This is a genomic window from Lentzea atacamensis (assembly GCF_003269295.1).
Taxonomy (GTDB): domain Bacteria; phylum Actinomycetota; class Actinomycetes; order Mycobacteriales; family Pseudonocardiaceae; genus Lentzea; species Lentzea atacamensis.
Window position 1 is genome coordinate 14,351 of the sequence record NZ_QLTT01000007.1, and the last position, 23,354, is coordinate 37,704.

At 68.2% G+C, this 23,354-nt stretch carries 28 protein-coding genes; 11 read left to right on the plus strand and 17 right to left on the minus strand.

Annotated elements, in window-relative coordinates; translation table 11 throughout:
• Nucleotides 1-12: 12 nt before the first annotated feature.
• Both C8D87_RS28775 and C8D87_RS28780 read right to left on the minus strand, forming a co-directional pair.
• Nucleotides 13-240 carry a hypothetical protein gene (locus tag C8D87_RS28775; RefSeq protein WP_109642908.1) on the minus strand — a complete coding sequence of 76 codons (228 nt, stop codon included), beginning with the start codon at nucleotides 238-240 and terminating at the stop codon, nucleotides 13-15.
• Nucleotides 241-314: 74 nt separating this feature from the next.
• Complete coding sequence (locus tag C8D87_RS28780) at nucleotides 315-746, minus strand: HD domain-containing protein (RefSeq protein ID WP_233440302.1); 432 nt, start codon at nucleotides 744-746, stop codon at nucleotides 315-317.
• A 99-nt stretch (nucleotides 747-845) separates the two neighbouring features.
• Here C8D87_RS28780 and C8D87_RS28785 point away from each other — a divergent pair, with 99 nt between their 5' ends.
• The 4 genes from C8D87_RS28785 to C8D87_RS28800 all read left to right on the plus strand — a co-directional run bounded on the left by C8D87_RS28785 (nucleotide 846) and on the right by C8D87_RS28800 (nucleotide 6,519).
• Nucleotides 846-2,297 (plus strand): chitinase, encoded by a 1,452-nt coding sequence (locus tag C8D87_RS28785; RefSeq protein ID WP_112229084.1) that lies wholly within the window; start codon nucleotides 846-848, stop codon nucleotides 2,295-2,297.
• Between the two features lie 109 nt (nucleotides 2,298-2,406).
• On the plus strand, nucleotides 2,407-3,453 hold the full coding sequence (locus C8D87_RS28790; RefSeq protein WP_109642914.1) for a nitronate monooxygenase: 1,047 nt from the start codon (nucleotides 2,407-2,409) through the stop codon (nucleotides 3,451-3,453).
• 10 nt (nucleotides 3,454-3,463) lie between these two features.
• On the plus strand, nucleotides 3,464-4,987 hold the full coding sequence (locus C8D87_RS28795) for a DUF885 domain-containing protein (protein WP_325049725.1): 1,524 nt from the start codon (nucleotides 3,464-3,466) through the stop codon (nucleotides 4,985-4,987).
• Nucleotides 4,987-6,519 (plus strand): DUF885 domain-containing protein, encoded by a 1,533-nt coding sequence (locus C8D87_RS28800; RefSeq protein WP_112229321.1) that lies wholly within the window; start codon nucleotides 4,987-4,989, stop codon nucleotides 6,517-6,519. The genes C8D87_RS28795 and C8D87_RS28800 overlap by 1 nt, the downstream gene beginning before the upstream one ends.
• Here C8D87_RS28800 and C8D87_RS28805 read toward each other — a convergent pair.
• Nucleotides 6,491-7,915 (minus strand): amino acid permease, encoded by a 1,425-nt coding sequence (locus C8D87_RS28805; protein WP_112229085.1) that lies wholly within the window; start codon nucleotides 7,913-7,915, stop codon nucleotides 6,491-6,493. The genes C8D87_RS28800 and C8D87_RS28805 overlap by 29 nt on opposite strands.
• 115 nt (nucleotides 7,916-8,030) lie before the next feature.
• Nucleotides 8,031-8,999 carry a zinc-binding dehydrogenase gene (locus tag C8D87_RS28810; protein ID WP_109642918.1) on the minus strand — a complete coding sequence of 323 codons (969 nt, stop codon included), beginning with the start codon at nucleotides 8,997-8,999 and terminating at the stop codon, nucleotides 8,031-8,033.
• A gap of 70 nt (nucleotides 9,000-9,069) precedes the next feature.
• Between C8D87_RS28810 and C8D87_RS28815 the strand changes: the two genes are divergently transcribed.
• The 4 genes from C8D87_RS28815 to C8D87_RS28830 are packed head-to-tail and all read left to right on the plus strand — an operon-like array spanning nucleotide 9,070 to nucleotide 10,460.
• Nucleotides 9,070-9,294 (plus strand): hypothetical protein, encoded by a 225-nt coding sequence (locus tag C8D87_RS28815; RefSeq protein ID WP_112229086.1) that lies wholly within the window; start codon nucleotides 9,070-9,072, stop codon nucleotides 9,292-9,294.
• The gene (locus tag C8D87_RS28820; protein WP_112229087.1) at nucleotides 9,291-9,740 is read left to right on the plus strand and encodes a guanyl-specific ribonuclease; all 450 of its coding nucleotides are present in this window, start codon (nucleotides 9,291-9,293) and stop codon (nucleotides 9,738-9,740) included. The genes C8D87_RS28815 and C8D87_RS28820 overlap by 4 nt, the downstream gene beginning before the upstream one ends.
• A complete protein-coding gene (locus tag C8D87_RS49260; RefSeq protein WP_109642926.1) occupies nucleotides 9,737-10,000 on the plus strand; it encodes a barstar family protein in 264 nt (87 codons plus the stop codon). Before C8D87_RS28820 ends, C8D87_RS49260 begins: the two co-directional genes overlap by 4 nt.
• Nucleotides 10,001-10,043: 43 nt before the next feature.
• Nucleotides 10,044-10,460: a hypothetical protein gene (locus C8D87_RS28830; protein WP_146231936.1), complete on the plus strand. Its 417-nt coding sequence runs from the start codon at nucleotides 10,044-10,046 to the stop codon at nucleotides 10,458-10,460.
• Here the strand turns inward: C8D87_RS28830 and C8D87_RS28835 are convergent.
• Complete coding sequence (locus C8D87_RS28835; RefSeq protein ID WP_109642930.1) at nucleotides 10,457-11,230, minus strand: enoyl-CoA hydratase family protein; 774 nt, start codon at nucleotides 11,228-11,230, stop codon at nucleotides 10,457-10,459. The genes C8D87_RS28830 and C8D87_RS28835 overlap by 4 nt on opposite strands.
• Before the next feature lie 62 nt (nucleotides 11,231-11,292).
• On the opposite strand from C8D87_RS28835, the gene C8D87_RS28840 reads away from it, so the two are divergent.
• Both C8D87_RS28840 and C8D87_RS28845 read left to right on the plus strand, forming a co-directional pair.
• On the plus strand, nucleotides 11,293-11,910 hold the full coding sequence (locus tag C8D87_RS28840) for a DJ-1/PfpI family protein (RefSeq protein ID WP_112229088.1): 618 nt from the start codon (nucleotides 11,293-11,295) through the stop codon (nucleotides 11,908-11,910).
• Nucleotides 11,897-12,331 (plus strand): MarR family winged helix-turn-helix transcriptional regulator, encoded by a 435-nt coding sequence (locus tag C8D87_RS28845; RefSeq protein WP_233440303.1) that lies wholly within the window; start codon nucleotides 11,897-11,899, stop codon nucleotides 12,329-12,331. Before C8D87_RS28840 ends, C8D87_RS28845 begins: the two co-directional genes overlap by 14 nt.
• 30 nt (nucleotides 12,332-12,361) lie before the next feature.
• Here C8D87_RS28845 and C8D87_RS28850 read toward each other — a convergent pair whose 3' ends face one another.
• The 11 genes from C8D87_RS28850 to C8D87_RS49265 form a co-directional block, all read right to left on the minus strand.
• Entirely contained in the window at nucleotides 12,362-12,976 is a 615-nt protein-coding gene (locus C8D87_RS28850) for a cyclase (RefSeq protein WP_109642935.1), read from the minus strand.
• A gap of 211 nt (nucleotides 12,977-13,187) precedes the next feature.
• The gene (locus tag C8D87_RS28855; protein WP_112229089.1) at nucleotides 13,188-13,883 is read right to left on the minus strand and encodes a sirohydrochlorin chelatase; all 696 of its coding nucleotides are present in this window, start codon (nucleotides 13,881-13,883) and stop codon (nucleotides 13,188-13,190) included.
• Nucleotides 13,880-14,752: an ABC transporter permease gene (locus C8D87_RS28860; RefSeq protein WP_109641087.1), complete on the minus strand. Its 873-nt coding sequence runs from the start codon at nucleotides 14,750-14,752 to the stop codon at nucleotides 13,880-13,882. The genes C8D87_RS28855 and C8D87_RS28860 overlap by 4 nt, the downstream gene beginning before the upstream one ends.
• Nucleotides 14,736-15,512: an ABC transporter ATP-binding protein gene (locus C8D87_RS28865; protein ID WP_112229090.1), complete on the minus strand. Its 777-nt coding sequence runs from the start codon at nucleotides 15,510-15,512 to the stop codon at nucleotides 14,736-14,738. The genes C8D87_RS28860 and C8D87_RS28865 overlap by 17 nt, the downstream gene beginning before the upstream one ends.
• An 18-nt stretch (nucleotides 15,513-15,530) precedes the next feature.
• A complete protein-coding gene (locus C8D87_RS28870; RefSeq protein ID WP_109641089.1) occupies nucleotides 15,531-16,577 on the minus strand; it encodes an ABC transporter substrate-binding protein in 1,047 nt (348 codons plus the stop codon).
• 11 nt (nucleotides 16,578-16,588) lie between these two features.
• On the minus strand, nucleotides 16,589-17,929 hold the full coding sequence (locus tag C8D87_RS28875) for a sulfate adenylyltransferase subunit 1 (RefSeq protein ID WP_109641090.1): 1,341 nt from the start codon (nucleotides 17,927-17,929) through the stop codon (nucleotides 16,589-16,591).
• Nucleotides 17,930-18,829 (minus strand): sulfate adenylyltransferase subunit CysD, encoded by a 900-nt coding sequence (gene cysD, locus C8D87_RS28880; protein ID WP_211337685.1) that lies wholly within the window; start codon nucleotides 18,827-18,829, stop codon nucleotides 17,930-17,932. It lies immediately after the preceding gene.
• Complete coding sequence (locus tag C8D87_RS28885; protein WP_109641092.1) at nucleotides 18,826-19,521, minus strand: phosphoadenylyl-sulfate reductase; 696 nt, start codon at nucleotides 19,519-19,521, stop codon at nucleotides 18,826-18,828. Before C8D87_RS28885 ends, cysD begins: the two co-directional genes overlap by 4 nt.
• A complete protein-coding gene (locus C8D87_RS28890) occupies nucleotides 19,518-19,676 on the minus strand; it encodes an Insertion element protein (protein ID WP_112229091.1) in 159 nt (52 codons plus the stop codon). The genes C8D87_RS28885 and C8D87_RS28890 overlap by 4 nt, the downstream gene beginning before the upstream one ends.
• Entirely contained in the window at nucleotides 19,673-21,352 is a 1,680-nt protein-coding gene (locus C8D87_RS28895; protein WP_325049726.1) for a nitrite/sulfite reductase, read from the minus strand. Before C8D87_RS28895 ends, C8D87_RS28890 begins: the two co-directional genes overlap by 4 nt.
• A 109-nt stretch (nucleotides 21,353-21,461) precedes the next feature.
• The gene (locus tag C8D87_RS49265; protein WP_376770691.1) at nucleotides 21,462-21,548 is read right to left on the minus strand and encodes a putative leader peptide; all 87 of its coding nucleotides are present in this window, start codon (nucleotides 21,546-21,548) and stop codon (nucleotides 21,462-21,464) included.
• Nucleotides 21,549-21,720: 172 nt separating this feature from the next.
• Here C8D87_RS49265 and hemW point away from each other — a divergent pair, with 172 nt between their 5' ends.
• The gene (gene hemW / locus C8D87_RS28900; RefSeq protein WP_112229322.1) at nucleotides 21,721-22,929 is read left to right on the plus strand and encodes a radical SAM family heme chaperone HemW; all 1,209 of its coding nucleotides are present in this window, start codon (nucleotides 21,721-21,723) and stop codon (nucleotides 22,927-22,929) included.
• Here the strand turns inward: hemW and C8D87_RS28905 are convergent, their stop codons facing one another.
• Nucleotides 22,930-23,349, minus strand: a complete 420-nt coding sequence (locus C8D87_RS28905; protein WP_146771897.1) for a hypothetical protein — start codon at nucleotides 23,347-23,349, stop codon at nucleotides 22,930-22,932.
• Nucleotides 23,350-23,354 lie beyond the last annotated feature (5 nt).

Below are 23,354 nucleotides of genomic sequence, written 5' to 3' on the forward strand. Positions count from 1 at the left end.
TCATGTTCCCTGTCAGGCGGAACGGATCAGCCGGTCCATGGCCTGACGGTTGATGATCGAACGGAGCTCGCTCGTCTCCTCGGCGCTGTGGCGGGAGATGATGGCGTCCAGCTCGAGGCGGTCGCTGTCGGAGGTGTAGCTGGCCAACTGCCGCTCCAGGCTCCGGCGCTTCAGTCGAGCGTCACGGCGGGAGGCCAGGCTCGAGCGCAGGGACTTCACGGACAGGTCGTGGCGGGTCATCGTGTCCTTCCAATCTTGGTTACGATTCGATAATACACCCTGCTCAGCTTACCTGTACCGATGAAGAAGGTTAGTTAACTCACGAACTCGTCGAGCAACCTCAGCGCGGTCGCGTACTTGGCCTGCAGGCGCTCCTGCACAGCGGCGTCCAGACGGGCCATCCGCGCGGGGGAGAGGTTGTCGGCGATGTCCGCCCGCTTCACGGTCACCGCCAACGGGTTCGCGGCCACCCGGCGCAGATAGTCGGCCTGGGGCTCGTCCGGCAGGTGCGACAACGCCACGACGGCGTCGACCACGGCAGCAGGGCATCCGCGGGACAACAACTCCGAAGCGGTCACCGGGGTGTCCTCGATGACGTCGTGCAGAACGGCGGCCATCTGCGCGTGTTCGCCCGATACGGATGCCATCACGCGCAACGGATGTCCGATGTAGGGCCGGCCCGACTTGTCGACCTGGCCGTCGTGGGCGGCGGTGGCGATCGTGATCGCGTCTTCGAGGGTGAACACGCGCATCAAGCTAAATCAAGGCTTGACCCGGTGCAGTGGTCTAGTCCATTTTTAGTCCAACTCACAGCATGGCCGCCGCATGATGTGTGGAGGTGGACCATGTCCAAGACCAGACGAGCAGCCATAGCGCTGCTGTCCGCGCTGCTTGCCTGCGCCGGTCTGGTGTTGGTGATCAACGGCAACGCCGCAGCCGCGAACCTCGCGGCCAACAGCGGCTTCGAGGCCGGCAACCTGAGTGGCTGGACCTGTACCGAGGGCACGAGCGTCAGCACGAGCACGAAGCGCACCGGCAGTTACGCGCTCCAAGGGGCGCCGGCCGGGCAGAGCAACGCGAAGTGCCAGCAAACCGTGACGGTGCAACCGAACACGGCCTACAAGCTGAGCGCGTGGGTGCAGGGCAGTTACGTCTACCTCGGCGTGAACGGTGGCGCGCAAACCTGGACGCCGGGCACCAGCGGTTTCCAGCAGCTCACCGTCGACTTCAACAGTGGAGCGGCGACCAGCGTGACGATCTATGTGCACGGTTGGTACGGCCAGCCCGCCTATTACGCCGATGACGTCAGCCTCGACGGTCCCGGCACGCCGCCGACGACCACGAGCACGACGACGACCACCACGACCACTACCACCACCACGACGACCAGCAACCCGCCGAACACCGGTCTGCCCAAGCACGTTCTGACGGGCTACTGGCAGAACTTCTACAACGGTGCGCGCGCTCTGAGGCTGGCTGACGTCCCCACCACCTACGACATCGTTGCGGTGGCGTTCGCCGACGCGACGTCGACGCCCGGTGCGGTCGCGTTCAACCTCGACTCCGGCCTCAGCAGCCAGCTCGGCGGCTACACCGACGCGCAGTTCCGCGCCGACATCAAGACCCTGCAGGGGCGTGGGCAGAAGGTGATCATCTCGGTCGGCGGTGAACTCGGCACGATCCGCGTCGACAACTCCGCCGCGGCGACCAACTTCGCCAACAGCGTCAAGAGCCTGATCTCCACCTACGGGTTCAACGGCGTCGACATCGACCTGGAGAACGGCGTCAACGCCACCTACATGGCGCAGGCGCTGCGCAGCATCCACGCCGGTGGCGGCACCGTGATCACGATGGCACCGCAGACGATCGACATGCAGAACACCAGTGCCGAGTACTTCAAGCTGGCGTTGTCGATCAAGGACATCCTGACGATCGTCAACATGCAGTACTACAACTCCGGCACGATGCTCGGCTGCGACCAGCAGGTCTACGGCCAGGGCACGGTGAACTTCCTGACCGCGCTCGCGTGCATCCAGCTGCAGAACGGCCTGCGTCCCGACCAGGTCGGTCTCGGCCTGCCCGCGTCGCCGTCCGGAGCCGGTGGCGGTTACCAGTCGCCGACCAACGTCAACAACGCGCTCAGCTGTCTCGCCCGCGGCACCAGCTGCGGGACGTTCAAGCCGAGCACGACCTGGCCGTCGATCCGCGGCGCCATGACCTGGTCGATCAACTGGGACGCGTCGAACAACTGGCAGTTCGCCAACACGGTCGCCCCTCATCTGGACTCCCTGCCCTAGATGATGGCCCGTCCGTCGTAACCGCGGGTGAAGCCCCTGTTTCCTTGCGTCATCAAGGACACAGGGGCTTTACCGGGCATCCATCGCCCGGTCCAACTAGGTTGTGCTCATGTTCCACACGCTCGCCGTGCCCGTGATCGCCGCGCCGATGGCGGGCGGCGCCTCCACCCCCGAGCTGGTCGCCGCGGTGAGCGAAGCCGGCGGGTTCGGGTTCCTCGCGGCCGGTTACCTCACCGTCGAGCAGCTCGCGGACAGGATCGGCCAGACGAGCCAGCTCACGAGCAAGCCGTTCGGGGTCAACCTCTTCGTGCCCGGCACCCGGCCGACCGCCGACATCTCGTCCTACGTGGATCGTGTCAAGGCCTGCGCGAAGAAGGTCGGCGCGGTGCCCGGCGATCCGCGCTGGGACGACGACAACTACGGGGCCAAGCTCGAACTGGTGCTGGCGCTGCGGGTTCCGGTGGTGTCGTTCACGTTCGGGCTGCCCGACGTGGACGACGTGCAGCGGCTCAAGGCGACCGGCACCACGATCGTCGTCACGGTCACCACGCCCAGCGAGGCCCGGCAGGCTCAGCAGATCGGCGCGGACGTCCTGTGCGTGCAGGGCGCGGACGCCGGAGCGCACCGCGGCACGTTCACCGACGACGGCATCTCGCCCGGCGGTGGCGAGCTGTACGGGACGCTGGCCGCGTTGACGCTCGTCCGCAACGCCGTCGATCTTCCGGTGATCGCGACCGGTGGGCTCATGAACGGCGCCGACGTCGCCGCGGTGCTGGCGGCGGGGGCGGTCGCGGCGCAGCTCGGCACCGCGTTCCTCGGCTGCCCGGAGGCGGGAACCTCTGCGGCGCACCGGGAAGCACTCGCGGAAGGGGCCCGCCGGACGGCGCTCACGCGGGCGTTCAGCGGACGTCCGGCGCGAGGGCTCGTGAACCGGTTCCTGATCGAGCACACCCCGCACGCGCCCGCCGCGTACCCGAACGTGCACCACCTCACGAAGCCGGTGCGCGCTACCGGTGAGCTTGAGGTCATGTCGCTGTGGGCCGGCACCACCTACCCGCTCGCGACGGCCGAACCGGCGGCCGACATCGTGCGAAGGCTCCACGCGGAGCTCATCGAAGTGGTCAATTCCTTGGCGGAGCGCTTCAAGCGCAGCTAAGAAGGAGGGCGTGACCTCGCTCTCCGATGAGACCTTCCAGGCGATGATGGACTGGTCGCCGATGTTCGCGACGCTCGTGGGCGTGCCCGGCTGGGACGACCGGCTCGAAGACCTCAGCGTCGACGGCCACCAGGCCCTGCGCGCCAGGCTGGCGGACATCCTCCGCCGCGTCGACTCCAGCGACGAGAGTCAGGTCGCAAAGGACGTGATCAGGCACCAGGCGACCTCGATCATCACCAAGATCGACGCCAGGCTGGTCGAGCACACCGTGTCCCGCGGGTTGAACGCGCCGGTCGCGGTACTGCTCAGGAGGGCGTCCCACGTCGACTTCTCGCAGCGGCGGCACCTCGTGCCCCGCTTCCTCGACCAGGCCACGGAGCGGCTGCGCAACACCGACCGCAGGCCGTTGCGCCGGTTGGTGGAGAGCGGGTCGGCCCACGTCGAACGCTTCCTCACCGGGCCGGTTCAGGAGTGGGAGGGCGACGCGGACCTGCGTCCGGCGTTCGCCCGGTACCGCGAGTTCCTGCTCTCACTGGACGGGCGCGACGACGAGCACGCGGGCATCTGCTGGCTGCCGGAGGGCGAGGAGAACTACCGCAAGCTGGTCCGCGACTACACGACCGCCTCGTACACCCCGGCCGAGCTGCACCAGCTCGGGCTCGACCTGATCGCGGCGTTGCGCGAGGAGTACGCCGAGATCGGCTCACGCGTCTGGGGCACGACCGACGTACCGGAGATCTTCCGCCGGTTGCGCACGGAGCTGTTGTGGGACAACGAGGACGACATGCTCGCGAGTGCGGTGGAGGCCGTCGCGCGGGCCGAGGCCGAGGCGCCCAACTGGTTCGGGCGGCTGCCGAAGGCGCGTTGCGAGGTCCGGTTCGTGCCGGAGATGGACCGCGAGAGCGCTCCGTTCGCGTACTACGAGGACGCCGCGCTGGACGGCTCCCGTCCCGGCACGTACTTCGCGAACCCGTTGCGCGCCACTGAACGCAGCCGCACGGTGTCCGAGGTCACGGCGTTTCACGAGGCGATTCCCGGCCACCACTTCCAGCTCTCGATCGCCGCCGAGACCGAGCTGAGCAACGTGCGCAAGTTCGCGTTCATCGACTCCTATCTGGAGGGCTGGGGCCTCTACACCGAGCGGCTGGCCGACGAGATGGGCCTGTACTCGTCCGACGAGCAGCGTCTCGGCATGCTCGGCCTCGACGCGATGCGCGCCGGGCGGCTCGTCGTCGACACGGGCCTGCACGCGTTCGGGTGGTCCAGGCAGAAAGCCGTCGACTACCTGCGCGACAACACCACGATGGACCACACGGAGATCAACTCCGAGGTCGACAGGTACATCGAGACGCCGGGCCAGGCGCTCGCGTACATGGTGGGGCGCCTGGAGATCCAGCGGTTGCGCGGTGAGGCCGAGGCAGCGATGGGTGATCGGTTCGACATCAAGGCGTTCCACGACCTGGTGCTGGAGAACGGCGTGGTGCCGCTGTCCACCCTGAGCGATCTTGTCACCACGTGGTCTGGGAGGGCCTGATGTCGCTCGCGGATGAGATGTTCCAGGCGTCCATGGACTGGTCGCCGCTGGCCTCCACGATGTACGGCCTGCCGGGGTGGGACGACAAGCTGGAAGACCTGAGCGTGGAGGGCGAGCAGGCGCTGCGGGCGCGGATCGCCGACATCCTGCGCAGGGCCGGCACGAGCGACGAGGATCCCGTCACGCTCGCCGTCATCCGGCACCAGGGCGAGTCGATCGTGACCCGCATCGACGCCAGGCTGATCGAGCACACCGTGGCGACCGGGTTGAGCGCACCGGTCAACGGCCTGCTCATGCTCGCGTCGCAGCTCGACATGTCGCAGCGGCTCGACAAGTTCGCCCGCTACATCCAGCAGGCGGGCGAACGGGTCAAGAACTCCGACCGCAGGCCGCTGCGCCGTCACCTCCAGGCCGCCACGACGCGCCTGGAGAGGTTCCTGGCCGCACCCGCGCAGGAGTGGGAAGGGGACTTCTCGACGGAGATCCGCTCGGCCATCGCCGGGTTCCGCGACGTGCTGACCTCGATCGAGGACGGCCGCGGCGACGACAGGCCGGGACTGTGCTGGCTGCCGGACGGCGAGCAGAACTACCTCAAGCTGGTCCGTGACAACACGACCACCTCGCACACCCCGGACGAGTTGCACCGGCTGGGTCTCGACCTGGTCGCCTCGTTGCGCGAGGAGTACGCGGAGATCGGTTCACGGCTGTGGGGCACGAGCGACGTGCCTGAGATCTTTCACAGGCTGCGCACAGAACTGTTGTGGAACAACGAAGACGAGATGATCGCCAGCGCCGTGGAGGCGATCGCACGCTCCGAGGCTGAGGCGCCGAAGTGGTTCGGCCGCATGCCGAAGGTGGGCTGCCAGGTGCGCGCCGTCGACGAGGCGGAACGCGAAACCGCGGGCATCGCGTTCTACCTGCCCGCCCCGCTGGACGGCAGCAGGCCCGGCACGTACTGGCTCAACCCTCTGGGCGCCACCCAGCGCAGCCGGACCCTGTCCGAGGCGACGGCGTTCCACGAGGCGGTGCCCGGCCACCACTACCAGCTGTCGATCGCGGCCGAGACCGACATGCACAACATCCGCAGGTTCGCGTTCATCGTGGCCTACCTCGAAGGCTGGGGCCTCTACACCGAACGGCTCGCAGACGAGATGGGCCTCTACTCGTCGGACGAGCAACGCCTCGGGATGCTGGGCCTCGACGCGATGCGCGCCGGGCGGCTGGTGGTCGACACGGGCCTGCACGCGTTCGGGTGGACTCGGCAGCAGGCTGTCGACTACCTGCGCGAGAACACGGTGATGCCTGAGCCCGAGATCAACGCCGAGATCGACAGGTACATCGAGATGCCCGGCCAGGCACTGGCGTACATGGTGGGGCGCCTGGAGATCCAGCGGTTGCGCGCGGAGGCCGAGGAGAAGCTGGGCGATCGGTTCGACGTGAAGGCGTTCCACGACCTGGTGGTGGGGAGCGGCGCGGTGCCGCTCCCCGTCCTCGGTGATCTGGTTACCGCTTGGACTGCTGCTTCTGCATGACGGAGTTGCGCTTCGAGTAGGCGAAGTAGATGACGAGGCCGATCAGGAACCAGACCGCGAACCGCAGCCAGGTCTCCGGCGTAAGGAACGTGATCAGCCAGATCGAGAACACCACGCCGATGATCGGGACCACCGGCATGCCCGGCGTCCTGAACGTGCGCGGCAGGTCGGGCTGCTTGTAGCGCAACACGATCACGGCGATGCAGACGACGACGAACGCCAGCAGGATGCCGATGTTGGTGAGCTCGGCGGCCTCCGCGATCGGCAGGAAACCGGCGATGACCGCGGAGGCCACGCCCAGCACCCAGGTGATGCGCGACGGGACGTGCTTCACCGGGTGCGTCTTCGCGAACCATCGGGGCAGAAGGCCGTCGCGGCTCATCGAGAAGCCGACGCGGGCCGCGCCAAGGAGGAACGTGAAGAGCACGGTCGTGATGCCGAGGATCGCGCCGACGCTGATGATGATGCCCAGCCAGTGGAAGCCGATGTCCGCGAACGCCGTGGCGAACGCGCTTTCCGAGTCGACGTCCTTGTAGTTGACCATGCCGGTCAGCACGAGGCACGCCAGCACGTAGAGGACCATCGAGATCGCCAGCGAGTAGATGATCGCCTTGGGCATGTGCCGCTGCGAGTCCTTCGACTCCTCGGCGGCTGTGCTCATGGCGTCGTAGCCGAACACCGCGAAGAAGACCGTTGCGGCACCGGTGAAAGCGCCCGTCAGTCCAAACGGGAAGAACGGGTTGTAGTTGTCGGTGTTGATGTGGAAGACACCGACCACGATCACCAGCAGCACCACGGCGATCTTCAGGTACACCAGGGTGGTCTCGAACCGAGCCGCGTTCTTCATGCCCATGTTCAGCACGTACGCGATCAGCAGGCACAGCACGACCGCGAACAGGTTCACCTTGTACGTGCCCGCGGCGACGTCGGCGCCCTCGGTACCCGGTGCGCCCAGCATCCATTGGGGCAGCTGGATGTTGAGCAGACTCAGCAGTTCCGTGAAGTAGCCCGAGATGCCGATCGCGACCACCGCCACGATCGCGGTGTACTCCAGCAGCAGGTCCCAGCCGATGAACCAGCCGACGATCTCGCCCAGGACCGCGTAGCCGTAGGTGTAGGCACTGCCCGCCTTGGGGATCAGGCCGGCGAACTCCGCGTAGGAGAACGCCGCCGCGGCGCTCGCGACACCGGCCACGAGGAACGAGATCAGCACGGCCGGGCCGGCGGTCTTGTTCGCGACGGCTCCCGCGAGCGAGAAGATGCCCGCGCCGATGATGCCGCCGATGCCGATCGCGGTCAGCTGCCACAGGCCCAGCGTTCTGGTGAGCCCGTCGCCCTTGTCCTCCGCGATCTGGTCGATGGGCTTGCGCCTGAAGACGCCCTGCGCGGTACTCATGCTTCAGCTCCCTTGATGAAGGTGGGTCCGGGCGAACCTATGCGCGTCAACTGTCACGCGGTTTGTCCGAACCCACCAATCAAGGGATCCATTTTTGGCCGATCGAGCTGTTTACCTACTCGCGCGTGAAGACGATCTTCCCGGCGGTCTCGCCTTCCAGCATCGACCTGAGGCCCTGCTCGGCGTCCTCGAACTTGAGCTCCGCACCGATCTGCGGCTTGAGGCCGTTGAGCGCGCAGAACTGGATGAGATCGCCCAGCTCCTCGCGCGTGCCCATGGTCGAGCCGACCACGCGCAGCTGCAGGAAGAACAACCGCTGCAGCTCGGCCGCCGTCGCGTCACCGGACGTGGCGCCGGAGATCACGACGATGCCGCCGGGCTTGAGCGCCTTCATCGAGTGCGACCAGGTGGCCTTGCCGACGGTCTCGAACACCGCGTCGACCCGTTCGGGCAGGCGCGCGCCGGACTCGAAGGTCTGGTGGGCGCCGAGGGACGCCGCCAGCGCGCGCTTCTCCTCGGTGCGGCCGGTGACCCAGACGCGGAAGCCGGCGGCACGGCCGAGCTGGATGAGCGCGGTCGACACGCCACCCGACGCGCCCTGCACGAGCATCGTCTGGCCGGGGCGCAGGCCCGACTTCACGAACAGCATCCGGTAGGCGGTCAGCCAGGCCGTGCCCATGCAGGCGGCCTCGGCGAACGACAGGTCCACCGGCTTGGGCAGCGCGTTGCGGGCGGGAACGGTGACGTAGTCGGCGAACGTGCCCTGGTGCTTCTCGGTCAGCAGCGTGCGCTTCGGGTCGAGCGTCTCCTCGCCCGACCAGTTCGGGTCGCCGATGACCGAGTGCAGCACCACCTCGGTGCCGTCGTCGAGGGTGCCGGCGCCGTCGCAGCCCAGGATCATCGGGAACTGCTCCGGCTTGATGCCGACGCCGCGCAACGTCCACAGGTCGTGCATGTTGAGGCTGGCCGCCTTGACCGCGACGCGCACCCACCCGGCGGGGACCTCGGGCTCTGGGCGCTCGCCGACTCGAAGCGAGGCCAGCGGGTTCTCGGGACTGGGTTCTGCTGCGTAAACGGCGAACATGGTTCGCAACATACCTACCGTGCACCTGGTCAAATGCCGTGACACCGGTCACGAGACTAGGGTGGGGCGGGTGGACTGGCTGGTGCAGTGGTGGGGCGGGGTCGAGCTGTGGGTCGTGCAGCTGCCCGTCGCCGTGCAGTTCCCCGTCGTGATGATCGTGGTGTTGCCGCTCTGCCTGGGCGTGGCGCGGTTGATCGACCGCGTCGCGGACTGGGGCGCGAAGAACCCGGCGTCGGGTTCCGACCTGGCCCCGGAGCCCGAGCCGGAGCCCGAGTCGGAGAAGGTCGCCGCGTGAGTCCTGGTCGTCGCCTGACCGTCGCACTGGTCGGGCTCGTCGCTCTGGTCGTGATCGGGTGGTTCGTCAAGGACAACACGTCCGGGCCGCCTCCCGGCGTCTCGAAGCCGGTCGTCACGAGTGCCGCGCAGGCCGAGAAGGTGCCCGGCGCCAACTCGGGCCTCGACATCGAGCCGCTGTCGAAGCTGCCGGCCGAGGCCTCCGCGACCTGGAAGCTGGTCGAGTCGAAGGGCCCGTTCCCGTACCCGCGCAACGACGGCGTGACGTTCGAGAACTGGGAGAAGCGGCTGCCGCAGCAGAAGTCCGGGTACTACAAGGAGTACACGGTGCCAACGCCGGGCAGTCCCGACCGCGGTGCACGCCGGCTCGTGACCGGTGCGGGAAAGGAAGTCTTCTACACCGCCGACCACTATTCGTCGTTCGTCGTCGTGGACGTGACGAAATGAAACGGCACATTCTCGTTTCGGAGAAGTCCGCGGCGATCTCGGCCATTGCCGAGGCGTTGGACTTTCCATCCTGGTTCGGGCAGAACCTGGACGCGTTGTACGACAGCCTGACCGACCTGTCGTGGCTGCCCGCGGGCGAGTACGTGCTGGTCGTGCCGGTCGATTTGGACTCTTCCGTTTCGGGCGTGCTGCGTGACGCTGCGAAACGGACCGCTGAATCAGGTGACCGGAAACTGCGCGTCATTCGCACAGAACGGTGACAGGGGCTGCGCTTCTCCCGTCTGGAGTGGACAGTGCAGCTCCATGGGAACGCAATTCCGCCGTTTGAGCTGTGCGCTCGGCGTCGTAGCAGTTGTTGGTGTGCTTTGCCCCGCCGCGTCGTTCGCTGGTGACCCCGACTGCTCCCAGGAGGAGCCCTTCACCCCGTTCGACACGATCGACGGCGACAACCCGGTGACGATGCAGAACGGTCGCGTGATCGAGCTGCGCGCGTCGAACAAGTCCAAGTGCGCGTGGGGCCGCATCTCCTACGGCACGCCCGGTGAGGAGATCTGGACGGACCGCAAGGACCCCTCGGCCAACGAGCACGAGGGGTTCCTCGGGTACACACGGATCGACTCGGGTAGCGCGAAGTACACCGACGCGTTCAAGAACGACGGCAAGGTGATGCGCGCCTGCGGGTCGTCGCAGGGCGTCATCGAGTGCACGGGCTGGTTCTAGTCGGCGGGAACCCAGGAGGGCCTGCGCTTCTCCTTGAACGCCGCGATGCCCTCCTGGCCCTCCGGTCCGCCGAAGTGCCGCGCCGACAGCTCGAGCATGTCCGCGAAGACCTCGCCGAGGTTCGTCGACCGCTCCTGCTGCAGCATCTCCTTGGTGGCGGCGAGGGCGTTGGGCGCGCCGAGCGCGAGCATGTCGGTGTAGCGGCGGACCTCGGCGTCGACGCCGTCGACCGGCACCGCGGAGTTGAGCAGGCCGATCTCCTTCGCGCGGCGGGCATCGAACGTCTCACCGGTGAGGAACAGCTCGTGGGCCTGGCGTGGCAGCAGGCGCGGCAGCACGGTCACCGAGATGACCGCGGGCACGACGCCGATCCTGACCTCGCTGAACGCGAACGTGGCCTCGTTCGCGGCGATGGCGATGTCGCAGGCCGCCACGATGCCGACACCGCCCGCGCGGGCCGGTCCCCTGAGTGCGGCGACGACCGGTTTCGGGCTGGTCCAGAGCTGCTCGAGGATCGCGGGGAACTCGTTGACGCCCTGATCTCCCGCGCTCGCGCCGGCGGCCTCCTTGAGGTCCATTCCGGAGCAGAACACGGAGCCCGTGTGTGTCAGCACGACCACACGCACCTGGTCGTCCTGCTTCGCCGCGGTCAGGTGCTCCTTGAGCTCCCTGCGCAGCTGTGCGGACAGCGCGTTGCGGTTGTGGGGGGAGTCCAGCGTGATCGTCGCGATGCCACGCTGCACCTCGTAGTGGACCAGCTCGTCTGCCATGTCGCTGACCTTAGCTGCGAGGGCCATTGACAGCATGCTGTCATGTATGACAGTCTACTGTCATGACAACGCAGACGGTGTACCTGGCTCTGGTCGACGGTCTTTCGGACTGGGAGTACGGCCACGCCGCGGCTCAGATCAACATTCAGACCTTCCAGCAGCAGCCGGGCCGTTACGAGATCAAGACCGTGGCCGCGTCGCTGGAGCCGGTGCGGACGATCGGCGGCGTGCGGATGCTGCCGGACGTGGTGATCGAAGACGTGGACGTCGACGGCGCGGCGATGCTGATGCTGATCGGCAGCGACTCGTGGGAGGCGGGAGAGAACGCGGCGCTGGGCCGGCTGGCGCGGCGGTTCCGCGAGGCCGGCAAGCCGGTGGCGGCGATCTGCGGCGCGACGATCGGGCTCGCGCGTGAAGGCCTGCTGGACGACGTCAAGCACACGTCGAACTTCCCCGGCGAGCTCGGCACGTACGGCGGTTCGGCGCTGTACCAGGACGCTCGGGTCGTGCGGGACCAGGGCGTGATCACGTCCGGTGGCGCGAGCTCGATGGAGTGGACACGCGAGATCCTGCTCGAACTGGAGGCCTACCGGCCGCAGACCGTCGACGCCTGGTACGAGTTGTACCGCGAGGACAGCATGGCGGCGTTCGAAAGGCTGATGGCGAGTGTCCAGGACTGAGGCGGGCGACGTGCTGACCGACGTCGTGATGCGGACTTTCCGTTTGTACGGAGCGTTTCTCGACGCGGCCGAGGTCATGACGAAGCCTGTCGGCCTGACCGCGGCCTGGTGGCAGGTGCTGGGCGCGGTGCTGCGCGAGCCGTTGTCGGTCTCGGGCATCGCGCGGGAGATGGGCCTCGCCCGGCAGTCGGTGCAGCGGATCGCAGACCTGTTGGTGGACAAGGGTTTGGCGGAGTACCTGCCGAACCCCGCCCATCAACGCGCGAAGCTCGTCCGGCCCACGGCTGAGGGTTTTGCCGCTATCGCCCGGTTGCGGGAGGCGCAACACGAGTTCGCGAACCGCGTCGGTGCGCAGGTCCCGTTGGAGGACCTGCGCACGACGCTCGCCACGATGAACAAACTGATCGCGGCTATTTCCTGATGCCCGGCAGGGGTGGGGGCACCAGGTGTGTCAGCCGATCGTGGTCGTCGTCAGCACGGGGCTGGGGTCCGGATAGCCCTTCGCGGCGGCGTTGACCGGGAACCCGATGACCGTGACGACGGCGGTGAAGGTGAGGCCGGGCGTGTCGTAGCTGGTGCCGCCCAGCTTGGTGGTGATGGTGCCGGTGCCGCCGGCCTGCAGGTTGATCGTGACCGTCGGCAGCTCGAAGTCGGCGCCACCCTTGATCGGGCCGGGCACGCTCAGCACGACGTCGTTGCCCTGCAAGGCAACCGACGGCGTGCCACCCAAGCCGGCACCGCCCGACAGCGACGCGGACTGGAACTTCGAGTTGGCCGGCACCGGCAGCTTCAGCGCGAGACCCTTGATCTCACGCACCTGCCGCCCACCGGCCTCGGCGGGAATCTTGTTGGGCGCGGGGTCGATGGTGACCTTGACCGTGCCGTTGGGCGCGACACTCGCCGGAGCCGACGCGTCGACACCTTGGTCGAGCGTGAAGTCCGACGACTGCCCGGCGGCGCTCGCCCGCAGTTTGTAGGTGATCGTCTGTGGTGCTGCGGCTGACGCGTTGGTGGCGAACATGAGCATCGGTACCAGTAGCAGGGACCCGATTCCGGCTAGTTTCATGGCCTCTCCCCGATGAGTGGTCGAGGGGCATTTCCAGCACGCGGCGTAATCACCTGCCTACTCATGAGTAGGTTTCACGTCAACGGTTCACACTTCACATCGACCGAACGGCCGTGCGCATTCGATCTTGTGGCGGCGCCCGGAAGTGGAGCGTCGCTGACCCGGGCGCGCGCTCGTCGGGCGGATGGACGTGCTCGTAGATGCCTATGGCCTAGGCGGCGACGGTCTGGCGCGCCAAGGCCTCGTCGTACCGGTCCAACACCAGCTGAGCCACCTCGACGTCGTCCCCCAGCGGCCGCGCCACCACAGCATCTCCCGCCAGCGACGCCACCTTGTCCGGCAACAACCCCGGAGCCAGGAACCAGGACGCGACAGCGATCCGCGTAGCCCCTCGCGCCTTCAACCGCTCAACCGCCTCAGGCACGGCAGGCGAGGCGATCGAAGCGAACGCCGCCTCGACCCCGGCCCACCCGGACTCCCGAGCCCACCGCCGGGCCACGCGAGCCACGGCCTCGTTCGCCGGCTCGTGCGACGACCCGGCGCCGGCCAGTACGACTCCCAGCGACCGGTCCCCGAACGACACCCCGGCCTCGGACAGCCGCCTCAACGCAGCCGACTCCAGCCGCGGATCCGGCCCCAGCACGTCGGAAACCACCGCGGGAACCCGAGCCTCGGCAACAGCAGCCGGCACGTCGACCCGAGCGTGGAAAGCCTTACCCAGCAACAACGGCACCACAACAGCCGGGCCGCGCAACACATCGCTCAACCGAGGCGCGCAGAGGTCCAGGAAGGCACCCCGGACGTCCAGCTCAGGGCGCAACGACCGCACGACGTCCAGCAACGCGTGGATCGACGCGGCAGAGCGCGGATCACGACTGCCGTGTGCGACAGCGACAAGCGACGTCACAGCGCCCCCGTCAATCCGCGAGCCCGCAGCACGGCACGCTCCAGCGGCCGGAACAGCATCAGCTCGATCCCGATGCCCACCAACAGGATCAGGAAGATCGCCGCGATCACCATGTTGATGTCGTTCAACGACGACCCGTTGTGCAGGTACTGCCCGAGGCCGGTCCCCAGCTGGGGCGACGTCGCGATGATCTCCGCGGCCATCAGCGACCGCCACGAGAACGCCCAGCCCTGCTTCAACCCGGCCAGATACCCGGGCAGAGCCGCCGGCAACAGGATGTGCCGAGCCGAAGCCAGCCGACCGGCCCCCAACGCGCGCCCAACTCGGGGCAGCAGCGGCGGAATCTGGTCGATGCCGGCCACCAGGCCGTTGGCGATCGACGGCACCGAACCCATCAGCACCACGAAGTAGATGGTGGAAGGCGTCACGCCGAACCACAGGATCGCGGCCGGAACCCAGGCCACGGAAGGAAGTGACTGCAGGCCCGTCAGCAGCGAGCCGATCGCCGCGCGCACCACGCGGACCTTGGCGATCAGCAACCCCAGTGGTGTCGCGATCAGCACTGCCGCGATGAACCCGAACACCGCGCGGTGCAACGAGGTCCACAGGATGCTGAACGCCTCGCCCGTGCCGATGCTGCGGACGAGCTCGTTCCACACGGTGAGCGGGGCGGGCAGCTGGAACTCCGGCAGCAGAGCCGATGCCCACAACCCCTGCCACACGCCCAGGAGCAGGGCGAAGGCGATGATCGGTGGCACGCCCGTCTTGAGGAACCGGCGCCACATCGGCGCCTTGTGCGCCTCTACGGGCACGTCCAGCGCGTCGAGGCCGGCGCCGACCTTGTCGAGGGTGTCAGGAGGCGTGGCCACTGATGACCTCTCGGAGGTGGGTGTTGATCTCGTTGAGCACTGCGTCCGAGGAGTCCGTGACGTCCCACTCGCGCACCACGCGGCCGGGGCGCGAGGACAGCAGCACGACGCGCTGGCCCAGGCGCACTGCTTCGCGGACGTCGTGCGTCACGAAGATGATCGCGGTGTTCGTGGTCTCCCACACGCGCAACAGTTCGCTCTGCAGCACGTCGCGCGTGATGGCGTCCAGCGCCGCGAACGGCTCGTCCATCAGCAGCAGGGCGGGTGCGCCGTCCGCGGAGACGGTGGTGGACGCCAGCGCGCGAGCCAGGGCCACGCGCTGACGCATGCCGCCGGAGAGCTCGTGCGGGCGCTTGTCGGCGACGTCGCCGAGCCGCACCAGCTTCAGCAGCTCCAGCGCGCGACGCTTGCGGGCCAGGCGGCCGACGCCGGCGAAGCGCAGCGCCAGTTCGACGTTGCGGGCGGCGGTGAGCCACGGCATGAGCGCGGGCTCCTGGAACATCACGGCCGGGCGCGAGGTGTTGAGCTGCAACGAGCCCGACGTCGCGCCGTCGAGGCCGGCGACGATGTTCAGCAGCGTGCTCTTGCCGCAGCCCGAGGCGCCGAGGAGACACACGAACTCGCCGGGCTTGACCTTCAGGTCGACCCCGTCGAGCGCCACCACGGCCGAGTTGCCGTGGCCGAACACCTTGCGAACGCCGGCCAGTTCAACGGCAGTGTCCACAGTAGACAAAACAGTGGTCTCGAGCGTGGCGGTCATATCCGTGTCCCCTCAGAGCTACTTCTGGTCGAGTCCGGCTGCTTGCACCTGCGGCTTGCCCTGTGCCTGAAGAACCTTGTTCAGCACCGTGAAGTCGGCGTACCCGGCGACGTTCGCGGCCTCCTTGGCCACGCCCGCGGTCACCGCGTCCTCCGCGAGCTGCGGGAAGTGCTTGGCCTGCGCGTCGGTCGTCAGCTCGATGTTGTCCCACGCGGCGTCGAGGACCTTCTGACCGAGCTTCTTCGACGTGAGCTTTTCCAGAGCGGCGTTGACCGTGGTCTTGGCCTCGGCGGAGTTGGCCACCGCCCAGTCCGTCGCGGCGACGTGGCCCTTGAGCACGGCCTCGACGGTCTCCGGGTGCTCCTGCAGGAACTTCGTCCGCACGATGATCACCGTGGTCGGGAACTTCCCGCCCTCCCACAGGGACTTCTCGTCCAGCAGCACCTTCGCGCCCGCTTCGGCGACCAGGCGCGCCGACCACGGCTGCGGTGCCCAGGTGGCCTGGATGTCGCCCTTCTTGAACAGGTCGAGCGACTGGGCGTTCTCCACGTTCTGCACCGTCACCTGGCCGGTGAGGTTCTTCTCCGCCAGGTACTTCTTCAGCGCGACGTCCTGGGTGTTCGCGAGCTGCGGCGTGGCGACGGTCTTGCCCTTGAGGTCCTCGATCGAGTTGATCTCGGGCTTCACCACGAGCTGCGCGCCACCGGACGTGGCACCGGCGATGAGCTTGACGGCCTCGCCCTTGGACTTCGCGTAGGCGTTGATCGCCGGTCCGGAACCGATGTAGGCGATGTCGAGCGACTCGCCCAGCAACGCGTTCACCTCTTCCGGGCCGGCGTTGAACGTCTGTGTCGTGAGCTTGGTGGTGCCGAGCTCCTTGGCGAACAAGCCCTTCTCGACACCGATCAGCGCGGCGGCGTGGGTCACGTTCGGGAAGTACCCGAGGCGCACCTCGCTCGCGGCGCCCTTCGCCTGGACGGGTCCGTCGTCAGTGCCTCGACGGGTGCAACCCGACAGTGCTGTCAGTGCGATGAGCGCGATGGCGATCGCGGGCTTGAGATTCACGAGAAGGCCTTTCAAGGACCGGGGGAGACGAGGGCGCGGTTGTCCTGGGCGGCGGTGTCGCCATCCTCGGTACAGCTCTCCGCGTCCAGCTCCGGCAGCGGCGCCCCGACCAGCCCGGCGGCGAGCGTGCTGCCGTCCGAGGGGTCGATCACCAGGAAGGACCCGGTGCGCCGGCTGAAGCTGTAGTCGTCCAGCGGAACAGGCTCGGCCAGGCGCAGTGACACCCGGCCGATCTCGTTGAGCTCCAGCGAGCCGGGCGAGTCCACACTGGACAGTGCCTGCTCGTCGAAGCGGTCGCGCAGTTCGGTGACCATCGCCTGCACGGTGCGCGTGCCGTGCTTGACGAGAACCCGTGCACCCGGCCGCAGCGGCTTCTCCGCGAGCCAGCAGAGGGTGGCCTCGAAGTCGTCCGTGACGGTCGGCGCATTGCCCGCGGAGGCGATCAGGTCGCCGCGCGAGATGTCGATGTCGTCGGCCAGCAGCAGCGTGACGGACTGGCCGGCCGCGGCTTCCGTCAGCTCGCCGTCCGCCGTGTCGATCTTCGTGACGGTGGTGCGGCGGCCCGACGGCAGCACGACGATCTCGTCGCCCGGCTTGACCGTGCCCGCCGCGACCAGACCGGCGTACCCGCGGTAGTCGAGGTGCTCGGCGGTGCGCGGACGGATCACGTACTGCACCGGGAAGCGGAACGGCGCGTCGTGCGGGTCGGGCTCGACCGGCACGGTCTCCAGGTGCTCCAGCAGTGTCGGGCCGGAGTACCACGGCGTGTTCGCGGACTTCTCCACGACGTTGTCGCCGGCCAGCGCCGACACCGGGATCTCGACCACGGCGTCCTCGGTGTACCCGAGAGCCGTGGCGTGCGCCGTGAACTCCTTGGCGATGCGGGAGAACGTCACCTCGTCGTAGTCCACGAGGTCGATCTTGTTGACCGCCAGCACGAGGCGCGGCACACCGAGCAGCGCGAGAACCGCGGCGTGGCGGCGGGTCTGTTCGATGACGCCCTTGCGCGCGTCGACGAGCAGGACCGCGAGCTGCGCGGTGGAGGCACCGGTGACGGTGTTGCGGGTGTACTGCACGTGGCCCGGGGTGTCCGCGAGCACGAACGATCGCTTGGGCGTCGCGAAGTACCGGTACGCCACGTCGATCGTGATGCCCTGCTCCCGCTCCGACCGCAGGCCGTCGACCAGCAGCGACAGGTCCGGGGTGGCGAGACCGCGGTCGGCGCTCGCGCGGTGCACGGCGTCGAGCGTGTCCGCGAGCACCGACTTGGTGTCGTAGAGCAGCCTGCCGACGAGCGTGGACTTGCCGTCGTCCACGCTGCCTGCGGTAGCCAGCCTCAACAGGTCGCTCATTTAGAAGTAACCCTCCCGCTTGCGGTCTTCCATGGCGGCCTCGGACAGCCGGTCGTCGGCACGCGTGGCGCCGCGCTCGGTCAGTCGTGACGCGGCGACCTCGGCGATCACCGCGTGGATGTCGGCGGCGTCGGACTCGACGGCACCGGTGCAGGAGCCGTCGCCGACCGTGCGGTAGCGAACCGTCTTGCGCACCAACGTCTCGCCGTCACGCGCGGTGCCCCACGGGCCCTCGGCGAGCCACATGCCGTCGCGCAGGAACACCTCGCGCTCGTGCGCGTAGTAGATGTCCGGTAGCTCCACGCCCTCGCGCTCGATGTAGTTCCACACGTCGAGCTCGGTCCAGTTGGACAGCGGGAACACGCGGACGTGCTCGCCGGGGCGGTGCCGGCCGTTGTAAAGGTTCCACAGCTCCGGACGCTGGCGCTTCGGATCCCACTGGCCGAACGCCGTGCGCAGGCTGAAGATCCGCTCCTTGGCGCGGGCGCGTTCCTCGTCCCTGCGGCCGCCGCCGAACACGGCGTCGAACTTGTGCTGCGTGATGGTGTCCAGCAACGGCACGGTCTGCAACGGGTTGCGCGTGCCGTCCGGGCGCTCCTGCAGGCGGCCGTCGTCGATCCAGTCCTGGACCTTAGCGACTTCGAGACGCAGACCGTGTTGTGCCACAACGCGATCGCGGAACTCGATGACCTCGTCGAAGTTGTGCCCGGTGTCGACGTGCAGCAGCGGGAACGGCACCGGTGCCGGGTAGAACGCCTTGATCGCGAGGTGCAGCAGGAGCGTCGAGTCCTTGCCGCCGGAGAAGAGGATCACCGGCCGGTCGAACTCGCCCGCGACCTCGCGGAAGATGTGGATCGCCTCCGATTCGAGGCGTCCCAAGGTGTCGAGCGCGAGTGTCATCCGTGCAACCCACATTCCGTCTTCGACTGACCGGCCCACCGGCCGCTGCGGGCGTCCTGCCCCGGCAACGGCTTCGACGTGCACGGCAGGCAGCCGATGGAGGGATATCCCTCCTGCACCAGCAAGTTCTCCAGAATCCCCTTCTCGCGGATGTAGGCGTTGAACTCGTCATCGCTCCACGGCGCGATCGGGTTGATCTTCACCAGGCCGTTGCGCTCGTCCCACTGCACGATCGGCGTGTTCGCGCGGGTGGGCGCGTCCACCCGGCGCACACCGGTGACCCACGCGTCGTACTTCGCGAGCTCACGGCGCAGCGGCACGACCTTGCGCAGGTTGCAGCACTTGGCCGGATCCGTCTGGTAGAGCAGGCCGAACTCGGCCTCCTGGTCGGCCACCGACTGCTCGGCCTCGGCGTTGACGATCCGCACCTCCGGGTAGACGACGCCGACCGCGTCGCGCACGCCGATGGTCTCCGGGAAGTGGTAGCCCGTCTGCAGGAACAGCACGTCGAAGTTCGGCTTCACCTTGGCGGCGAGGTCGATCAGCACGGCGTCCTGCATGTTCGACGCGACGATGTAGTTGTCGCCGAACGTCCGCGCGGTCCACTCCAGCGCTTCGATCGCCGTGGCGTCACGGAGCTCCTGTTCCGCGGCCTCGGCGACGATCTTGAGGTCTTCCTTCAGATCGCTCACTTCTTCACCTCCTGCGGCAGGTTGAGCCCGACGAACTGGACCTTGAAGACGCGGCGGCACCCGGTGCACAGCCACGCGTAGCTGGGTTCCTCCTGCGGCCGGAGGTCCTCGTCGCCGCAGTAGGGGCAGTAGAAGGGCGTCGCCCGTTCGCTCACTTGAGAGCACCCTCTTCCGCGCGGGCGACCCACTGGGCGAAGCGCTCGTCCTCTTCGCGCTGTGCCACGAAGTTCCGCACGACCCGCTCGACGTACTCGGGCAGTTCGGCGGCGGTCACCTTGTGGCCGCGCAACTTCCGGCCGAAACCCGCGTCGAGACCGAGGCCGCCGCCGAGGTGCACCTGGAAGCCCTCGACCTGGTTGCCCTCGTCGTCCGTGACGATCTGGCCCTTGAGACCGATGTCCGCGGTCTGGATGCGGGCGCAGGAGTTGGGGCAGCCGTTGATGTGCACGGTGATCGGCGCGGTCACGCCGTCGACGATGTCCGCGAGGTTGGCCTCGAGCTTGCTGACGAGGTCGTTGGCGCGGGCCTTGGTCTCGACGATCGCGAGCTTGCAGAACTCGATGCCGGTGCAGGCCATCACGCCGCGCCGCCACGGCGACGGCTCCGACTGCAGGCCCAGCTTGGCGAGGTCCGCCTGGAGCGTCTTGACCTCGCCCTCGGGGACGTCCAGCACGACGATCTTCTGCTGCGGCGTGAGGCGGACCCGTGAGCTGCCGGCCCGTTCGACGATCTTCGCGACCTCGACCAGCGTGCTGCCGGAGACCCGGCCCGCGATCGGCGCCGCGCCGACGTAGAACAGGCCGTCCTTCTGCCGGTGCACGCCGATGTGGTCACGTTGCTGGTTCAGGGTTTCCGGCGCCGGGCCGTCGAGCATCTTGCGCTTGAGGTACTCGTCCTCCATGACGTGGCGGAACTTCTCCGGGCCCCAGTCGGCGACGAGGAACTTGATGCGCGCGCGGTGCCGCAGCCTGCGGTAGCCGTAGTCGCGGAAGACGCTGATGACGGCTTCCCACACGTCCGGCACCTCGTCGAGCGGCACCCAGACGCCGAGCCGCTTGCCCAGCATGGGGTTCGTGGACAGGCCGCCGCCGACCCAGAGGTCGAAGCCGGGCCCGTGCTCGGGGTGGTTCACGCCGACGAACGCGACGTCGTGGATCTCGTGGGCGACGTCCTGCAGACCGGAGATGGCGGTCTTGAACTTGCGCGGCAGGTTGGAGAACCGCGGGTCACCGATGTAGCGCTCGAGGATGACGTCGATCGCCGGCTGCCCGTTGATGATCTCGTCCTCGGCGATGCCCGCGACCGGCGAGCCGAGGATGACGCGCGGGCTGTCGCCACACGCCTCCATCGTGGTGAGCCCGACCGCTTCCAGCTTCTGCCAGATCGTGGGAACGTCCTCGATCCGGATCCAGTGGTACTGGATGTTCTGCCGGTCCGTGATGTCCGCGGTGTCGCGCGCATACGTCTGCGAGATCTCGCCGAGGACGGTCAGCTGCTGCGTGGTGAGCGCACCGCCGTCGCTGCGCACGCGCATCATGAAGTACTCGTCGTCCAGCTCTTCGGGCTCGAGCGTGGCCGTGCGGCCGCCGTCGATGCCGGGCTTGCGCTGGGTGTAGAGGCCGTACCACCGGAAACGTCCGCGCAGGTCAGCCGGGTCGATGGCGTCGAAGCCCCGGTGGGCGTAGATGTTCTCGATGCGGGCGCGGACGTTGAGCGGGTTGTCGTCCTTCTTGCTCCGCTCGTTGGGGTTCAGCGGCTCTCGGTAACCGAGCGCCCACTGCCCCTCGCCGCGACGCTGCTTGGCGCGCGGTGACGTCTGCGGCGGGACCATCGCCATCCTCCGGGGTTTCGAGGCGCCGAGTGCGCGTGCGAGCCCAGAGGTGCTGTGGTGGGGGTCTCGTCAGCGCACCAAGCGCCGACGGGAACAAATCAGCGCGAGGTCATGCCGTGCAACGGCACATCGCGCTGGAGACACGACGGAAGTCGACGTGGCGGCGGGCCACGAGGCGGACTCCAGTCGAAGGCATGGGACCAGTGTGCCTGGCGTCCAGAGCATGGTCCACCGCCAACCGAATGCTGGGATTCTCCTGGCGAAGTTGACATCGTCAACCGGTTTCGCTCAGTGATGCTTCTGTCACCGACAGAGATGTGTCCTGGCTGGGCACCGCCGTTCGTGGCCCGTGGTGGACACTGAGCGTCATGCCCTCCGCTTTGCCCGAAGGCGAGCCCGCGCCCGCCGACGGTTCGCTCCCCGCCTCCGCACTCGCCGGCCTCGGCTCCCGCCCGTTCGGCATCTACGTGCACGTGCCGTTCTGCGCCACCCGGTGCGGGTACTGCGACTTCAACACCTACACGCCGGGTGAGCTGGGCTCGTCCGCGTCGCCGGAGTCGTGGCTGGAGGGCCTGCGCCGCGAACTGGACCTCGCCGCGTCCGTGCTGGGATCCGCTCCGCCCGCCTCGACCGTCTTCGTCGGCGGTGGCACGCCCTCGCTGCTGGGTGCTTCCGGTCTGGCTGATGTGTTGGATGCGGTACATCAGTCGTTCGGCCTAGCTCCGGGTGCCGAGGTGACGACGGAATCCAACCCGGAGTCGACGTCGGCGTCGTTCTTCGCCGGTATACGTGATGCGGGATACACACGCGTCTCGCTGGGTATGCAGTCCGCCGCGCGCCACGTGCTCGCCATCCTGGACCGCAAGCACACCCCCGGTCGTCCGATCGACGCCGCACGTGAGGCGCGCGCGGCCGGGTTCGAGCACGTGAACCTCGACCTGATCTACGGGACGCCGGGGGAGAAGCCCGCTGACCTGTCGGCCTCGCTGGACGCGGTGCTGGAAGCAGGCGTCGACCACGTGTCCGCCTACGCGTTGATCGTGGAGGACGGCACGGGCCTGGCCCGCCGCATCCGGCGCGGCGACCTGCCGATGCCGGACGACGACGTGCTGGCGTCGTCGTACGAGATGGTCGACTCGGTGCTGTCCTCGGCCGGCTTCTCCTGGTACGAGGTCTCCAACTGGGCGACGTCGGTCTCCGCGCGGTGTCAGCACAACGTCCTGTACTGGAAGGGCGCCGACTGGTGGGGCTTCGGGCCGGGTGCGCACAGCCACGTCGGCGGCGTCCGCTTCTGGAACGTGAAGCACCCGGCGCGCTACTCGTCGCTGCTCGCGGAGGGCAAGTCACCCGCCGCCGGGCGCGAGGTGCTGTCGGACGAGGACCGGCGGGTCGAGCGGGTGCTGCTGGAGCTGCGGCTCGCCGAGGGTCTGCCGGCCGATGTGCTGGATGGCGCGGGCCGTGCGGAGGCTCGTACGGCGATCGCCGACGGCCTGCTCGAACCGCTGGACGACCGGTGCGTGCTGACGGACCGCGGCCGCCTGCTCGCCGATGCCGTGGTCAGGCGTCTGCTGCCGTGATCAGCGGGCGCGGATGTCGTGCTGGCTGCGCACCTCGGTGATCATCTGCCCCTGCTTGCGGTACGTCACCGTCGCCCACCACAACCCGTCCGGCCGCCGCGACGACTCCCAGATCAGCGTGCCCTCCCACCACCGGTCGTCACTCATGACCAGGCACGGCTTCTCCGACACCTGCGCCCTGCCGTGCCGTTCGAGCCACGCGGGCGCGCAGCAGTGGTCGCACGGCTGGAGCTGGCCGGGGCCGACGTCCGCCCACCGCACCGGGACGACCTCGTGCGTGTCCTTGCCGATCAGCCGCAGCCGGTTCTGGCCCTTCTGGAGCCACTCGCAGCCCGGATCGTTGTGGTACGTCCGGCCGCCCTTGGTGCGCCAGCCCTGTTCGAGCACACCAGGTGGTGGTCGGCGCTCTTCGTCTCTCACCGCGG

Coding starts and splice junctions, on each gene's coding strand:
- C8D87_RS28805 (WP_112229085.1), bottom strand. CDS start 7,915: ATGAGTACCGCGCAGGGCGTCTTCAGGCGCAAGCCCATCGACCAGATC.
- C8D87_RS28840 (WP_112229088.1), top strand. CDS start 11,293: ATGACAACGCAGACGGTGTACCTGGCTCTGGTCGACGGTCTTTCGGAC.
- cysD (WP_211337685.1), bottom strand. CDS start 18,829: ATGACACTCGCGCTCGACACCTTGGGACGCCTCGAATCGGAGGCGATC.
- C8D87_RS28865 (WP_112229090.1), bottom strand. CDS start 15,512: ATGACCGCCACGCTCGAGACCACTGTTTTGTCTACTGTGGACACTGCC.
- C8D87_RS28895 (WP_325049726.1), bottom strand. CDS start 21,352: ATGGTCCCGCCGCAGACGTCACCGCGCGCCAAGCAGCGTCGCGGCGAG.
- C8D87_RS28875 (WP_109641090.1), bottom strand. CDS start 17,929: ATGAGCGACCTGTTGAGGCTGGCTACCGCAGGCAGCGTGGACGACGGC.
- C8D87_RS28810 (WP_109642918.1), bottom strand. CDS start 8,999: ATGTTCGCCGTTTACGCAGCAGAACCCAGTCCCGAGAACCCGCTGGCC.
- C8D87_RS49265 (WP_376770691.1), bottom strand. CDS start 21,548: ATGCCTTCGACTGGAGTCCGCCTCGTGGCCCGCCGCCACGTCGACTTC.
- hemW (WP_112229322.1), top strand. CDS start 21,721: ATGCCCTCCGCTTTGCCCGAAGGCGAGCCCGCGCCCGCCGACGGTTCG.
- C8D87_RS49260 (WP_109642926.1), top strand. CDS start 9,737: ATGAAACGGCACATTCTCGTTTCGGAGAAGTCCGCGGCGATCTCGGCC.
- C8D87_RS28835 (WP_109642930.1), bottom strand. CDS start 11,230: ATGGCAGACGAGCTGGTCCACTACGAGGTGCAGCGTGGCATCGCGACG.
- C8D87_RS28850 (WP_109642935.1), bottom strand. CDS start 12,976: ATGAAACTAGCCGGAATCGGGTCCCTGCTACTGGTACCGATGCTCATG.
- C8D87_RS28790 (WP_109642914.1), top strand. CDS start 2,407: ATGTTCCACACGCTCGCCGTGCCCGTGATCGCCGCGCCGATGGCGGGC.
- C8D87_RS28830 (WP_146231936.1), top strand. CDS start 10,044: ATGGGAACGCAATTCCGCCGTTTGAGCTGTGCGCTCGGCGTCGTAGCA.
- C8D87_RS28775 (WP_109642908.1), bottom strand. CDS start 240: ATGACCCGCCACGACCTGTCCGTGAAGTCCCTGCGCTCGAGCCTGGCC.
- C8D87_RS28800 (WP_112229321.1), top strand. CDS start 4,987: ATGTCGCTCGCGGATGAGATGTTCCAGGCGTCCATGGACTGGTCGCCG.
- C8D87_RS28785 (WP_112229084.1), top strand. CDS start 846: ATGTCCAAGACCAGACGAGCAGCCATAGCGCTGCTGTCCGCGCTGCTT.